Annotated in this window: 15 protein-coding genes and 4 tRNA genes; 7 read left to right on the top strand and 12 right to left on the bottom strand. The window is 45.6% G+C overall.

Annotation, left to right across the window (positions count from 1 at the left end; translation table 11 throughout):
• The 5 genes from ACQEXP_RS17880 to ACQEXP_RS17860 form a co-directional block, all read right to left on the bottom strand.
• Positions 1-185 (bottom strand): GTP-binding protein (locus tag ACQEXP_RS17880; RefSeq protein ID WP_232425018.1); only part of this gene is annotated, 185 nt, incomplete at its 3' end.
• 140 nt (positions 186-325) lie between these two features.
• Positions 326-401 (bottom strand) — tRNA-Thr (locus ACQEXP_RS17875).
• Between the two features lie 13 nt (positions 402-414).
• Positions 415-489, bottom strand: a tRNA-Gly gene (locus ACQEXP_RS17870).
• A 35-nt stretch (positions 490-524) separates the two neighbouring features.
• Positions 525-609: transfer RNA gene (locus tag ACQEXP_RS17865), tRNA-Tyr, on the bottom strand.
• A gap of 36 nt (positions 610-645) precedes the next feature.
• Positions 646-721: transfer RNA gene (locus tag ACQEXP_RS17860), tRNA-Thr, on the bottom strand.
• A 211-nt stretch (positions 722-932) separates the two neighbouring features.
• Between ACQEXP_RS17860 and coaA the strand changes: the two genes are divergently transcribed.
• On the top strand, positions 933-1,856 hold the full coding sequence (coaA, locus tag ACQEXP_RS17855) for a type I pantothenate kinase (protein WP_269378328.1): 924 nt from the start codon (positions 933-935) through the stop codon (positions 1,854-1,856).
• 138 nt (positions 1,857-1,994) lie between these two features.
• Here the strand turns inward: coaA and ACQEXP_RS17850 are convergent, their stop codons facing one another.
• Both ACQEXP_RS17850 and ACQEXP_RS17845 read right to left on the bottom strand, forming a co-directional pair.
• The gene (locus ACQEXP_RS17850) at positions 1,995-2,420 is read right to left on the bottom strand and encodes a DUF805 domain-containing protein (RefSeq protein ID WP_269378330.1); all 426 of its coding nucleotides are present in this window, start codon (positions 2,418-2,420) and stop codon (positions 1,995-1,997) included.
• Between the two features lie 41 nt (positions 2,421-2,461).
• Entirely contained in the window at positions 2,462-2,809 is a 348-nt protein-coding gene (locus ACQEXP_RS17845; RefSeq protein ID WP_269378332.1) for a 5-carboxymethyl-2-hydroxymuconate Delta-isomerase, read from the bottom strand.
• A gap of 271 nt (positions 2,810-3,080) precedes the next feature.
• Here ACQEXP_RS17845 and tpiA point away from each other — a divergent pair, with 271 nt between their 5' ends.
• Together tpiA and ACQEXP_RS17835 are read left to right on the top strand one after the other, a co-directional pair.
• Positions 3,081-3,851 carry a triose-phosphate isomerase gene (gene tpiA, locus ACQEXP_RS17840; RefSeq protein ID WP_138971043.1) on the top strand — a complete coding sequence of 257 codons (771 nt, stop codon included), beginning with the start codon at positions 3,081-3,083 and terminating at the stop codon, positions 3,849-3,851.
• 109 nt (positions 3,852-3,960) lie between these two features.
• Positions 3,961-5,304 (top strand): MATE family efflux transporter, encoded by a 1,344-nt coding sequence (locus ACQEXP_RS17835; RefSeq protein ID WP_269378335.1) that lies wholly within the window; start codon positions 3,961-3,963, stop codon positions 5,302-5,304.
• Between the two features lie 47 nt (positions 5,305-5,351).
• Here ACQEXP_RS17835 and rraA read toward each other — a convergent pair whose 3' ends face one another.
• The 3 genes from rraA to efp form a co-directional block, all read right to left on the bottom strand.
• Entirely contained in the window at positions 5,352-5,876 is a 525-nt protein-coding gene (gene rraA / locus ACQEXP_RS17830; RefSeq protein ID WP_138971044.1) for a ribonuclease E activity regulator RraA, read from the bottom strand.
• A gap of 76 nt (positions 5,877-5,952) precedes the next feature.
• Positions 5,953-6,870 (bottom strand): 1,4-dihydroxy-2-naphthoate polyprenyltransferase, encoded by a 918-nt coding sequence (locus ACQEXP_RS17825; protein ID WP_426952906.1) that lies wholly within the window; start codon positions 6,868-6,870, stop codon positions 5,953-5,955.
• Positions 6,871-6,986: 116 nt separating this feature from the next.
• The gene (efp, locus tag ACQEXP_RS17820) at positions 6,987-7,553 is read right to left on the bottom strand and encodes an elongation factor P (RefSeq protein WP_269378339.1); all 567 of its coding nucleotides are present in this window, start codon (positions 7,551-7,553) and stop codon (positions 6,987-6,989) included.
• 32 nt (positions 7,554-7,585) lie between these two features.
• Here efp and epmB point away from each other — a divergent pair, with 32 nt between their 5' ends.
• The 4 genes from epmB to ACQEXP_RS17800 all read left to right on the top strand — a co-directional run bounded on the left by epmB (position 7,586) and on the right by ACQEXP_RS17800 (position 11,174).
• Entirely contained in the window at positions 7,586-8,608 is a 1,023-nt protein-coding gene (epmB, locus tag ACQEXP_RS17815) for an EF-P beta-lysylation protein EpmB (protein WP_426971127.1), read from the top strand.
• A gap of 2 nt (positions 8,609-8,610) precedes the next feature.
• Positions 8,611-9,102, top strand: coding sequence for a type II secretion system protein (locus ACQEXP_RS17810; protein ID WP_426971126.1), 492 nt, complete (start codon positions 8,611-8,613; stop codon positions 9,100-9,102).
• 79 nt (positions 9,103-9,181) lie between these two features.
• Positions 9,182-9,676 (top strand): MgtC/SapB family protein, encoded by a 495-nt coding sequence (locus tag ACQEXP_RS17805; protein ID WP_269378342.1) that lies wholly within the window; start codon positions 9,182-9,184, stop codon positions 9,674-9,676.
• 172 nt (positions 9,677-9,848) lie between these two features.
• Positions 9,849-11,174: an anaerobic C4-dicarboxylate transporter gene (locus tag ACQEXP_RS17800; RefSeq protein ID WP_269378343.1), complete on the top strand. Its 1,326-nt coding sequence runs from the start codon at positions 9,849-9,851 to the stop codon at positions 11,172-11,174.
• A gap of 73 nt (positions 11,175-11,247) precedes the next feature.
• Here the strand turns inward: ACQEXP_RS17800 and pfkA are convergent, their stop codons facing one another.
• Entirely contained in the window at positions 11,248-12,210 is a 963-nt protein-coding gene (gene pfkA, locus ACQEXP_RS17795; protein ID WP_138971051.1) for a 6-phosphofructokinase, read from the bottom strand.
• Between the two features lie 271 nt (positions 12,211-12,481).
• Positions 12,482-13,390, bottom strand: a complete 909-nt coding sequence (gene fieF, locus ACQEXP_RS17790; RefSeq protein WP_269378344.1) for a CDF family cation-efflux transporter FieF — start codon at positions 13,388-13,390, stop codon at positions 12,482-12,484.
• Between the last annotated feature and the right edge of the window lie 12 nt (positions 13,391-13,402).

The following is a 13,402-nucleotide window of genomic DNA, read 5'->3' as shown; positions in this document are numbered from 1 at the left end:
GTGATACCGCGCTCACGCTCTTCTGGAGCGTTATCGATAGATGCGAAGTCTTTCGCTTCACCGCCGTACACTTTAGCAAGTGTTGTACAGATAGCTGCAGTTAGAGTTGTTTTACCGTGGTCAACGTGGCCGATAGTACCAACGTTTACGTGCGGTTTCGTACGTTCAAATTTTTCTTTAGACATGAGTTGTCCCTCTAGGTACGGATTTAGGTGGCTTTGATGACCACGCAACCAAAAAGTATTGGTAATAAAGTTACTCTCAAACACTAAACGTAGTTCAGCAGCAAGAAAGTATCAAAAGGAAAAGTTTGCTTTAATAGAGCTGGTGCTGATAGGCAGATTCGAACTGCCGACCTCATCCTTACCAAGGATGCGCTCTACCGCCTGAGCTATATCAGCACTCAAAATAGAGTGGAGCGGGCAGCGGGAATCGAACCCGCATCATCAGCTTGGAAGGCTGAGGTAATAGCCATTATACGATGCCCGCAACACGTAACTCTGTGAGCTATTTCCTAAAGAATATGGTGGAGGGGGACGGATTCGAACCATCGAAGGCAGTGCCAGCAGATTTACAGTCTGATCCCTTTGGCCACTCGGGAACCCCTCCAAATTTTCTATCCATTCTCACTACTAAAGGAGAGAATGGTGCCGACTACCGGAATCGAACTGGTGACCTACTGATTACAAGTCAGTTGCTCTACCTACTGAGCTAAGTCGGCATAAGTGGTGCGCATTCTATTGAATGATTTTCTGCCTTGCAATAGTAAATTTAAAAAAAAATCTCTTTTTCGTCCGTTTGGGCTTATTTGTTGAAAATTCGCCCAATTTATCGCCAAAAATTGACTTATGTAGACTATGTCGTTGGAAATCTTTAGCGGTTGTTGTATTTTCGCTGCTCTATCGTATTAGTAAAACCAAGTTAGGATGACTATGACGCCGTATCTCTCTTTTAATCGTCAGCAATGGGCCGCGCTGCGTAATGCTGTGCCTATGACGTTATCCGAGACCGATTTGGTTGAGCTACAAGGGGTAAATGAAAGCCTTACGATGGATGAGGTTGAAGAAATCTATCTGCCGCTAGCCCGTTTGCTAAATCTTTACGTCGCTGCACGCCAGAGCAGGAACTCAGTATTAAATAACTTCCTTGAGAATCAAGAGTCTGCGCCTCCTTTTATCATTGGTATCGCGGGAAGTGTCGCCGTTGGTAAAAGTACCACCGCGCGTTTGCTCAAAGCGCTATTATCTCGCTGGGATAACCACCCTAAAGTTGAACTGGTGACCACCGATGGTTTCCTGTACCCAAAGAAAGTACTCGATGAACGCGGCATCATGCATCGAAAAGGCTTCCCTGAGTCATACGATATCAAACAGTTGGTTGCGTTTGTCTCGGATGTAAAGGCCGGCAAACCGAATCTAGAAGTTCCGGTGTACTCTCACATCACTTATGACATCACTGACGAGGTCAAAGTGGTCGATCGCCCAGATGTGCTGATTATTGAAGGCTTAAACGTCCTACAGAGTGGTATGGACTACCCTCACGATCCTCATCGTGTCTTTGTTTCTGACTTTCTTGATTTTTCACTTTATGTGGATGCTGAAAGCACCATTATTGAACAGTGGTATGTCGAACGTTTCTTGAAGTTTCGTCAGGGTGCCTTTACCAAACCCGGCTCTTACTTTAGCCATTACACTAAGCTGACTGAACCACAGGCGATTGAAAAAGCGCACAGCATCTGGCAAGCGATCAATGGTGTGAACCTAGATGCGAATATTTTGCCAACCAAAGGACGCGCACACTTAATTTTGCAAAAAGGGCAAAATCATAAAGTCGAACAGGTATTGTTGAGAAAGTAACCAGAAACTTTAAAGGGTTGGCACACGGTACCAACCCTTTTTTCTTAGATGCCGTTAATTAAGCTTCAGCGCCGCCAGTAACTTTCAACTCGCTCACCACGACTACATCTAAAAAGACGAAGTCGGTTCTCTCTAATTCTAGTGACTCTCGGGCCCGTATTGATTCTCACCATCCGTGCCTTTAAGGAAACCACACTCAATCAGAATCCATAGACCACAAATGAGTGCAGCCATTGAGCTCACTGCTTGTAAAGTGGTTGGTTGCGCGCTTTGGCTTGGATCGCCAACAGGCATGGTCATTCGTCCAATCACTAAAGGAATATTGAGCAGCAACCACCAGCTTGACTTACCTCTGTCATGCCAGCGTTTAGCGGTAATGGCGAGATCCGGTAGAAGAACAATCAGCAAGAATACCGGCAAAATGAGGTGCGCTATAGATGGAAATAGAACATTCATTCCCAACGCAAAACCGACAATTAATAAGTAATAAGCCACATTCCAAGTCCAATAGGTTTTGCGTCCTATACGACCGTGAAACGAGAATAACAGTTCTTTCATTGACATCTTTAATACCCAAAATTAGAAAATAATTAGATCAAAGTAATCTAATTCACAACTTTCTGAAAACTCTCTTTATCCATGTCGCGGATATTCACCGTTAGACTACGAACATGCCCTGCCTGCTCTGACAGCACATCCATCAATTGGCGTGACAGCTCTCTTTTTTGCTCTGTACTGCGCCCATCTAACAGTTCAAAACTGATGTGGATAAAGTCAACACTGTCTCCTTCATCGCCAATCAACCAGTTATGGCAACGGAGCGCCCTTGACTTGATTGAACCGATATCAAACAACCCACACTGGATCGCAACCTGATGTAAGTCTTCCAACAACCCTTGAACATTGACACGTTCATCCACAGAGTTGGAGTATTCCATGACTAGATTTGGCATAGTATTCCTCAAATGTAAGAGAGTTTCACGAGAAAGGGGGAATGGACAACACTATTACCAATTTCTATGCTTAATTCCGAGCATGTTTCAGCCAATCTGTACCATGGATCACTGATATCTCCATCAATTGCACCAGATATGTGGCATGACTGCTCCTACCAATAAATGATATCCGGTTAAGACATGACGGTAATCATGATCTAACCCATTTTATCTGTTATATTCTTACGAAGATTTTTTACATTAATTGATTAAACACGGAGATATTCCTATGCGTCGTCCTGTAGTGATGGGTAACTGGAAACTTAACGGCAGCAAAGCAATGGTTAAAGAGCTGCTAAATGGTCTAAACGCTGAGCTTGAAGGCGTTGAAGGTGTAGACGTTGCTGTAGCTCCACCAGCGCTATACATTGACCTAGCTGAACAGCTAATCGCTAAAGGTGGTAACAAAATCATCCTTGGTGCACAAAACACTGACCTAAACAACAGTGGTGCATTCACTGGCGACATGTCTCCAGAAATGTTGAAAGATTTCGGTGCAACTCACATCATCATTGGTCACTCTGAGCGTCGTGAGTACCACAACGAATCAGACGAGTTCATCGCTAAGAAATTCGCTTTCCTAAAAGAGAACGGTCTAAAACCTGTTTTCTGTATCGGTGAATCTGAAGCTCAAAACGAAGCTGGCGAAACTGAAGCGGTATGTGCGCGTCAAATCAACGCTGTTATCGATACTTACGGTGTAGAAGCACTTAACGATGCAATCATCGCTTACGAACCAATCTGGGCAATCGGTACTGGTAAAGCAGCTACAGCTGAAGATGCTCAGCGTATTCACGCTTCTATCCGTGCTCTAATCGCTGCGAAGAGCCAAGAAGTCGCTGAACAAGTAATCATCCAATACGGTGGTTCTGTTAAACCTGAAAACGCAGAAGCTTACTTCTCTCAACCAGACATCGATGGTGCGCTAGTTGGTGGTGCATCTCTAGATGCTAAGAGCTTCGCAGCAATCGCAAAAGCGGCAGCAGCAGCTAAAGCGTAATTTTCTAGATACATAGAAAAGAATAAAGGTCAGCTTTTGCTGGCCTTTTTTGTGTCTGTTGGCTCAATCAAGTATCCTACGCTTTTCCGATCACTAGTAGTTGTGCCGAATGCAGGATAAGCATGGCCTTTTAACAGGCTCGATTCCCCTAGTTCTCCGTCAGATGACCGTTCCGATGACGTTCGGCATGATCGCGATTCTGATGTTCAACTTAGTCGATACATTTTTTATCTCTCTGCTGGGTACACAAGCCCTAGCGGCGATCAGCTATACCTTTCCAGTGACCTTTGCGGTCAACTGTATCACTATGGGAATCGGTATTGGTCTGTCGACCAGCATTGGGCGTTTGCTGGGACAAGGCCAAGCTCAAGACGCAGCGCGATTTTCTACCCACGGTCTAATCTTGGCTGTGACTCTTGTGGTGCTCGCTTCCGCGATGGGTTTCTTTTCCATAGAACCTTTATTTCTAGCTCTTGGCGCAAAAACTGATTTACTGCCGCTGATTAAACAGTATATGCAGATATGGTACCTAACCATTCCTCTGCTGGTGATCCCAATGGCGGGTAACAGTGCGATTCGTGCCACAGGCGATACGAAAACCCCCGCAAAAATTATGATGTTAGCTGGATTTATTAACGGGCTACTCGACCCGCTACTTATCTTTGGCTACGGACCTTTTCCTGAACTTGGAATTCAAGGCGCTGCCATCGCCAGTGCATTCAGTTGGCTTGGGGCTTTAATCGGCTCGCTTTATGTATTGGCGAAACGTGAGAAACTACTTGCTCTGCCTAACTTTGATTCTCTCTTAAAAGACTGGAAACAGATCCTTAAGATTGGTACTCCAGCGGCATTATCTAATGCTCTAACTCCTATCTCTGGCGCTATTTTAATGATGATGCTCTCTTCTCATGGCACAGCAGCGGTTGCCGCTTATGGCGCTGCGCAGAGAGTTGAGTCCATTCTGATATTAGTTTTAATGGCGTTGACTTCAGCTCTAACGCCCTTCATCGCCCAGAATATGGGAGCAAATAATCCAACGAGAAGTTTTGCAGGTCTGTTTCTTAGCATGCGCTTCTCCATCGTCTTCCAGCTCGGGATATTCATTATGATGGTGCCACTCAGTATCCCGATTGCAGCCCTTTTCTCTCAGGAGGTTGCGGTAAAAGATCTGCTTTGGCATTACCTGTTAGTGGTGCCTTTTAGCTATGGTTTTCAAGGCATAATGATGATGTTGGTCTCTGGACTCAATGCCCTTCATCAACCGATGCGTGCTTTCCAATGGAGCTTTATGCGTTTGTTTCTTTTTACCTTGCCATGCGCGTGGCTTGGCGGTCAGTGGTACGATATTGAAGGGTTATTTGTCGGAATTGCACTAGGCAATATTGTCGGAGGGACCGCGGGCTATCTTTATGCAACCAAACTTCGTCGTACTTATCTTACTTCACGGCCATAAAGCAAAACACCGACCTTTAGGCCGGTGTTTGTGTAAAGATTCACGGGTTATTCATTAACCACGATTTCTTCTTCATCATCGATTTCTAAATCAACATCAAGTGGTTCTTGAGAAAGAATCACCCCTGTGTTGTCTGCGTATAGGTAATCTTCTGGAAGGAAAGTGACGCCACCGAAGTTAACCGGAATATCAACCTCCCCCACACCTTGGGACGTTGCGCCTACTGGAATAGAAGCAATAGCTTGAATACCGATACTCATGTCTTCCAGTTCATCCACTTCTCGGACACAACCGTAAACAACAATACCTTCCCACTCGTTCTCTTCTGCCATTGACGCAAGTTCTGCATCAATCAAAGCTCGGCGTAAAGAGCCACCACCGTCAATAAGCAGTACTCGACCAAGGCCGTCTTGCTCTAAGATCTCACGGATTAATCCATTGTCTTCGTAGCATTTCACCGTAGTGATCTGGCCTGCGAACGATGCGCACCCACCAAAGTTACTAAACATGGGCTCAACGACATCGACTTGCTCTAAGTAGATGTCGCACAAGGCAGAGGTATTGTATTCCATAGTATTCCTTCCCATACCGTTCGTTATCTCCATCGAGTATATAGGGTCATTAAGTCATTGCAATGACATGCATCATTTAACTCACCAGAGTTTGAGCTATGACCACTCCAGCAAACAGCAAGTTGGTCACCATTGAGCATTTCACTATTACAGGCATCATTGGCGCAATCTGCGCTGGTTGCTGTGCCAACCAGACGGCTCGACCATGTTTGTAGGTCACAATCAGACTGAGAAGAAACGGCAGACTGATCCATATTGGACTGGGTTGATGCACCAAATAGGCGGCAAAAGCAATAACAGCCCCCACTAGTAGGACAAAGTGGTACTGCTTGGCACGTTTTTGCCCAAGACGCACGGCGACCGTCTTCTTACCGCATTCTTGGTCATTTTCAATATCACGCATGTTATTGATATTCAGGACAGCGACAGCCAGCAAACCACAGCCAATCGCAGGCAGGATCAGCAAAGGAGCCACGATGCCGGTATGCAAGAAGTAAGTCCCTGCTACGCCGAGTAAACCAAAGAAAATAAAGACTGAAATATCACCTAAGCCAACATAGCCATAAGGTTTATTGCCAACGGTGTAAGCAATTGCCGCAACGATTGCCAACATACCTAAGCCAATAAAGGCCAAGATGCTCTGTAAGCTTTCTAACGCGTACATCACCAACGTCAGACCCGCAATAACAGTCAGGACTACATTAATCATCATCGCCTGCTTCATAGCAGACTGACTCACTGCACCCGACTGAATCGCACGCATCGGTCCCAGCCGATTTTCATTGTCGGTTCCTTTCACTGCATCGCCATAATCGTTGGCAAGATTCGATAAAATCTGGAGCAACGTAGCTGTCAAAAACGCCAATAGCGCAACAACAAAAGAGAATTGGTGAGTGGAGTACGCCAATACGCTACCCGTTAAGATAGAAACCAATGCCAGAGGCAAGGTTTTTGGTCGAGCGGCATCTAGCCATATTTTAAGAGACTGTTTCATAGGTTCTAGTTTAGTACCATCGGACTGACCTAGAATTGTGGCACATCAAACCTTGCAGATAAAAATAAAAAAGGCCACCGAAGTGACCTTTTTCTAAAACTTAACCTAAGTAATGCTTATTTTACACGGCTAACGTATTCGCCAGAGCGAGTATCTACTTTGATCACTTCGCCGATAGAGATGAAGAGAGGAACGCGTACTACTGCACCTGTAGATAGTGTTGCAGGTTTGCCACCCGTACCTTGAGTATCGCCTTTTAGGCCTGGATCTGTATCGGTTACTTCTAGCTCAACGAAGTTTGGTGGCGTTACCACGATTGGGTTGCCGTTCCAAAGAGTTAGCATACAAGTGTTGTTTTCAACCAACCACTTAGCGCTGTCACCTACCGCTTTAACATCAGCAGCAATCTGCTCGAATGTTTCGTTGTTCATAAAGTGGTAGAATTCGCCGTCGTTATATAGATAATCTAGGTCGATATCCATTACGTCTGCAACTTCACAAGTATCACCAGACTTGAAGGTTTTCTCTAGCACTTTACCAGAAAGAAGTTTACGAATTTTTACGCGGTTGAACGCTTGGCCTTTACCAGGTTTAACGTATTCGTTTTCCAAGATAACGCAAGGCTCGTTATCAAGCATTAGTTTTAGACCGCCTTTAAATTCATTGGTGCTAACAGTAGCCATTTTTTCCTCTTACATTCTTAGAGCTAAATTCAATGCCGCACATCATAACCCGAAAAGTTGAATCTGTTGAGCAAAACTGGCTTAAACAGCTAGCGAATGGGATCTCGGATCCTGCAAAACTGCTCGAACAACTTGAAATTGATCCGACCCCTTGGCAGAACGGGTTTGAAGCTCGAAAGCTTTTTGCGCAGCGTGTGCCGCAAAGTTTTGTCGATAGAATGGAAAAAGGCAACCCTTATGACCCGCTTTTACGCCAAGTGCTGCCATTGAGTGAAGAGTTTGAAATTCATCAAGGGTATTCCAACGATCCGCTCGAAGAGCAGAACAATGCCATCCCAGGATTACTGCACAAATATCGTAATCGCGCATTGATGATTGTAAAAGGCGGCTGCGCCATCAATTGCCGCTACTGTTTCCGTCGACATTTCCCGTACGACGAGAACAAAGGATCTAAGCAAGTTTGGCAGACCAGCCTCGACTACATTCAGCAACACCCTGAGATCGACGAGATCATTTTATCGGGTGGCGATCCTCTCATGGCCAAGGATGATGAGTTAAATTGGCTCATCAATCATATTGCAGATATTGGCCATATTAAGCGCTTACGTATCCACTCACGCTTACCTGTCGTCATCCCAGATCGTATCACCCAGGCTCTGACGGACACATTGGCTCAAACTCGTCTACAAGTGATCTTAGTGACGCATATCAATCATGCACAGGAGATAGATCAAACTCTGACCAATGCATTGTCTCGCCTCAAACAAGTTGGTGTTACTCTGCTCAACCAAGGCGTGATGCTGAAAGGTGTAAATGACAGTGTTGCTAGCCAAGTTGCACTGAGCAACGCACTGTTTGATGCAGGCGTTCTGCCGTATTACATCCATGTACTAGACAAGGTGCAAGGCGCTGCGCATTTCTTTATTTCTGATCAGGAAGCCAAAAGAATCATGGCTGGTGTCTTGGAACAAGTCTCTGGTTACTTGGTACCGAAACTGACTAGAGAAATTGGCGGTCGCGCCAGTAAAACCCCTCTCGACCTACATTTAGAGTAGTAATGAAAAACGTACGTGGATTTACCCTGATTGAACTCATTATCGTCATTGTTGTGCTCGGTATCCTAGCGGTCACAGCGTTGCCACGTATGTTAAATATCCAGTCGGACGCACGCATTTCAGCCCTACAAGGGTTACGTAGTGCCATGCAAGGCGCAAACGATCAGTTAATTGGTTTGTCATCGGTTCGAGGTCTCGACACCGAGGAGAACGCTTCGATTGAGATTGAAGGTGAAAATGTCTTGCTTGTCTACGGCTATGCGAGAGCAGACAATGCAAACGCATGGGGCCATCTTATTGATGCCAACATAGAAAACACCACTTGGGGCAGCGACAATGCTGACTGGTACTTTAGCAATACCAATGGCGACGACGGCATTATTCTCTATATGCCGGCGAGTCGAAGACAAGTTGGACTAAACTGTTTCTTACAGTACACCGAGGCGACGGAAACCGATCCGCCGAGTTTTATTCTTACCACAGATGGCTGCTAGTTTTTTGTCTTAAAGATAGAAATCTTTTGTTCGATCGACACCTGTAATCTATGCATACTCCAGCGTTTTGGAGGTCATAATGCAACCAACTTTAGATCAACTATTAGACTTAGGACCATTCAGTTGGCTAGCGCTACTTTGCTGCGCTATCAATGGTATTTTAATTGGTGTCGAACGTCAGACTCGCGGTAAACCTGTCGGTATTCGTACTTCAATTCTGATCATTTCCGGTACCTATTTATTTATGTCTATGGCCGTATCACTCTCGCCAAACACCCTTGACCAAGCTCGCGTGCTTGGGCAAATCATTACCGGTGTTGGTTTTCTTGGTGCCGGCGTAATGATGACGCAAGATGGCAAGATCCACGGTGTGACATCCGCGGCCGTTATCTGGATGCTTGCGGCTCTAGGCTTGATGATAGGATTAGGATACTTACAACAGTCCGTCCTTATTACCTTGCTCGCACTCACGGTTCTGCTTGGCGTAGATAAAGCAGAAAACAGAGTTAAGGCGTTACGTCGAGGCGTACACCAAACATTTCAGAAACGTAAGAGATTACGTCCTGGTGCATAAGCCTTAAATATAAGTCGACCTATTTCCTCCATTTAAGCTTCGTTATTTGATAACAAACAAAGAAGAGGCGAATAGTGAAAGTCATGCGCGAGATAAGCAAAAGACCTCACATTTCGCCTACCCCTTTCGGGTTAGCATAATCATAACTTTCAACTTACTGTAGGGTTAGATTATGTTTTACGTGCATATGCTCCTGCTTCTGACGGTCATTTTTATCGGTATCCGCCATGGAGGCATTGCTTTTGGTTTACTCGGTGGTCTGGGCGTTTCTGTTCTGGCCTTCGTTTTTGGTGTCGCACCGGGATCACCCCCTATCAGTGTAATGCTGATCATTCTCGCGGTGGTCGCAGCATCAGCCACACTCGAAGCAACGGGTGGCCTCAAACTACTGGTTAAGTTCGCAGAGCGCCTGCTACGCAAACACCCTAGTCAAATTGTCTTCTTAGGCCCACTTTGTACTTACTCTCTTACTGTGTTAGTCGGGACTGGCCACTCGGTTTACCCACTTCTTCCTGTTATTTATGATGTGGCATATAAGAAAGGGATTCGCCCTGAAAGACCAATGGCAATGTCTACGGTCGCGTCACAAATGGGGATCACGGCAAGTCCGATTGCAGCAGCAGCGGCTGTTGTCATGGCGACTGCCGCAGACAACAGTCTCGATATCAGCCTAGTTAACGTACTGCTTGTCACCATTCCAGCAACGCTGATTGGTGTACTCGTTGGCTGTTTATGGAGTTTGAAACGCGGTAAAGATCTCGATCAAGATCCAGCATTCATTGAACGTTGCCAAGATCCTGAATTCAAAGCGCAGCTGATTGATGCCAGCGATGAAGACGATCAAACTCCTAGCCATGAAGGCATTGCGAAGAAAGGTTTAACCATCTTCCTCGCGGGTATCGCCACCGTCATATTTGTCGCGATGTTTGGTAAAGATTTAGGTCTGCTACCAAGCGGAGTTAAGATGTCGGTAGCGATTCAGTTCCTGATGCTATCTGTCGGTGCGTTGATTCTGCTCACCACTAAAGTAGAGCCGAAAAAAATCGTCCACAGTAACGTGTTTATCGCAGGTATGACGGCGGTGATCATCATCTTTGGTATTGCTTGGATGAGTGACACGATTATCGGCTTCCACAAACCCTACTTAATCAGTTTGGTGAGTGACATTGTGGCCGCGCATCCATGGACTTTCGCCATCGCGATGTTTGTGGTGTCAGTGTTCCTCAAGAGTCAGGCTGCGGTTCTTACCATCATGTTGCCACTTGGATTTGCGATGGGCATTCCAGCCCCTGTTCTGATTGGTGTACTACCCGCATGTTATGCTTACTTCTTCTTCCCATTCTATCCAAGTGACCTAGCCGCGATTACCTTCGACCGCTCAGGGACAACCCAAATCGGGAAGTACATTCTCAACCACAGCTTCTTGCTACCAGGTTTCATTGGCGTGGTTACTGCTACGACTGTCGGTTACGTTATCTCAACCATGATTGTGAACTAACCAAACGACAAAGAGTAAAAAAGCCAGTTGGTTTCCCAACTGGCTTTTTATTTGAATCATGTTAGCGATGTGCTTAGAACAACTCTTCCGCTACCTTGAACAGGTCAGTGCGTACAGGACGCTTCATGTTCTCGATTGCATCGATAATATCGTGGTGAACAAGTTGCTCTTTCTGAATACCAACACAGCGACCACCTTGACCTTCCATTAGAAGGTGTACAGCGTAGTTACCCATGCGTGAAGCAAGTACACGGTCAAACGCCGTTGGACGACCACCACGTTGAATGTGGCCCAGAACCGTAGCACGAGTCTCACGACCTGTTGCCGCTTCTATCTCTTTAGCTAGCTCGTTCGCATCCATCATTAGCTCTGTTAGAGCAATGATCGCATGCTTCTTACCTTTAGCGATGCCATCTTGGATATTACCAATTAGCTTCTCTTTATCCAGACCCGTTTCTGGTGTGATGATGTACTCACAACCACCAGCGATCGCAGACATAAGCGTAAGATCACCACAGTGGCGACCCATGATCTCTACGATAGAAATACGTTGGTGAGAAGATGAAGTATCACGTAGACGGTCGATCGCATCAATAACTGTATTAAGAGCAGTTAGGTAGCCGATTGTGTAATCTGTGCCTGCGATGTCGTTGTCGATTGTGCCAGGAAGACCAATACATGGGTAACCCATTTCAGTCAGCTTCTTCGCACCCATGTAAGAGCCGTCACCGCCGATAACAACAAGAGCTTCAATGCCGTGTTTCTGTAAGTTTTCGATCGCTTTTTGGCGAACTTCTACTTCTTTGAACTCAGGGAAACGTGCAGAACCTAGGAACGTACCGCCCTTGTTGATCACGTCAGAAACGCTTGAACGATCCAGTTGTTTGATACGATCTTCATATAGGCCTAAGTAGCCATCGAATACACCGTAAACCTCTAACCCTTCAGATAGTGCAGTACGAACTACACCACGGACTGCTGCGTTCATACCAGGTGCGTCACCGCCACTTGTTAAGACACCGATCTTCTTAATCATGCTCACCCTCGATTTTTGGGAATCTTATTTCAATTTTTACGTCAGCCGCTTTCAAACAAGCCACCAACAAAATTCCTTTAACTGTGCAATATGTTACCTTTCCTAGAAAGGAATACTACTTTTATTTGCATCAAATTATGTAAGTTTTCTACTTATGTAAGAGTATTACAGCTTTGCACATTGACTTACTTGATACACATCAGGATCACAGTTAAAAGTGGTATCGCTGAAAAGATAGTCAATAGTTGACGGTTTGTCTGCGTTGTTACTCTTACCAATCTTGAGACTTCTGGACTTTCTCCGCTCCCAATACCACAGAATAGGGATCCTGATGAATTAGTACATCCGATTGTGGAAAAAGCTCAAGCAATTTATCCTCAACTTGATCAGAGATTCGATGCGCCTCAAGCAATGGCATATTATCTTCCAATTCCAAATGAAGCTGAATAAAACGTGTAGGGCCAGACATCCGCGTTCTTAGTTGATGAACGCCCAGTACTCCCTTCACATTCAAGCAACACTGTCGAATGGCTTTAAGTTCATCATCCGGAAGCTTTCTATCCAGTAGTGTTTGAATGGCTTCTTGAACCATCTTGAATGCGCTGTATAGGATAAACACACCGATCCCGACAGCAAACACCGCATCTGCCTGTGTGATACCAAACCAACTTAAACCCAGCGCCAACATAATCGCCGCGTTCATATAGAGATCGGACTGATAGTGAAGTGAGTCGGCGGCGATCGCTTGGCTGCCCGTTTTTTTGACAACTTGTTTTTGGAAGGTAACCAAACCCAATGTCACCGCAATGGCAAACAAACTGACATATACGCCATACTCTGGTGACTGGAGAGCATGAGGCCTGAAGAAACGCTCTATGCCGTTAAGAATAAGAAAGACCGCCGAACCTGAAATGAACATCGCCTGGGCTAAGGCAGCTAAAGACTCTGCTTTACCGTGACCAAAGGTGTGCTCTCGATCTGCCGGTTGTAATGAGTACCGAACGACAACCAAATTGACCAGTGAGGCGGCAATATCAAGCATCGAGTCAATCAATGACGCGAGAAGACTGACCGATCCCGTGACCCACCAAGCTGCGACTTTAACAATAAGTAAAAGCGTAGCCACTATCGTAGCTGTCCAAGCTGCCATGGTGACAAGGCGAGCGTATTCCTGTTTCATAGTACTTTGATT

The organism is Vibrio sp. TRT 1302 (assembly GCF_050113875.1).
GTDB lineage: Bacteria > Pseudomonadota > Gammaproteobacteria > Enterobacterales > Vibrionaceae > Vibrio.
The sequence above is the reverse complement of the archived record's forward strand: the minus strand, read 5'-3'. Positions and strand labels throughout refer to the sequence as shown.

What these genes read in the sequence shown, in the direction of transcription:
- ACQEXP_RS17810 (WP_426971126.1), top strand. Translation starts at nt 8,611, where the DNA reads ATGAAAAACGTACGTGGATTTACCCTGATTGAACTCATTATCGTCATT.
- epmB (WP_426971127.1), top strand. Translation starts at nt 7,586, where the DNA reads ATGCCGCACATCATAACCCGAAAAGTTGAATCTGTTGAGCAAAACTGG.
- coaA (WP_269378328.1), top strand. Translation starts at nt 933, where the DNA reads ATGACGCCGTATCTCTCTTTTAATCGTCAGCAATGGGCCGCGCTGCGT.
- ACQEXP_RS17850 (WP_269378330.1), bottom strand. Translation starts at nt 2,420, where the DNA reads ATGTCAATGAAAGAACTGTTATTCTCGTTTCACGGTCGTATAGGACGC.
- fieF (WP_269378344.1), bottom strand. Translation starts at nt 13,390, where the DNA reads ATGAAACAGGAATACGCTCGCCTTGTCACCATGGCAGCTTGGACAGCT.
- efp (WP_269378339.1), bottom strand. Translation starts at nt 7,553, where the DNA reads ATGGCTACTGTTAGCACCAATGAATTTAAAGGCGGTCTAAAACTAATG.
- ACQEXP_RS17845 (WP_269378332.1), bottom strand. Translation starts at nt 2,809, where the DNA reads ATGCCAAATCTAGTCATGGAATACTCCAACTCTGTGGATGAACGTGTC.
- tpiA (WP_138971043.1), top strand. Translation starts at nt 3,081, where the DNA reads ATGCGTCGTCCTGTAGTGATGGGTAACTGGAAACTTAACGGCAGCAAA.
- ACQEXP_RS17800 (WP_269378343.1), top strand. Translation starts at nt 9,849, where the DNA reads ATGTTTTACGTGCATATGCTCCTGCTTCTGACGGTCATTTTTATCGGT.
- rraA (WP_138971044.1), bottom strand. Translation starts at nt 5,876, where the DNA reads ATGGAATACAATACCTCTGCCTTGTGCGACATCTACTTAGAGCAAGTC.
- ACQEXP_RS17805 (WP_269378342.1), top strand. Translation starts at nt 9,182, where the DNA reads ATGCAACCAACTTTAGATCAACTATTAGACTTAGGACCATTCAGTTGG.
- ACQEXP_RS17835 (WP_269378335.1), top strand. Translation starts at nt 3,961, where the DNA reads ATGCAGGATAAGCATGGCCTTTTAACAGGCTCGATTCCCCTAGTTCTC.
- pfkA (WP_138971051.1), bottom strand. Translation starts at nt 12,210, where the DNA reads ATGATTAAGAAGATCGGTGTCTTAACAAGTGGCGGTGACGCACCTGGT.
- ACQEXP_RS17825 (WP_426952906.1), bottom strand. Translation starts at nt 6,870, where the DNA reads ATGAAACAGTCTCTTAAAATATGGCTAGATGCCGCTCGACCAAAAACC.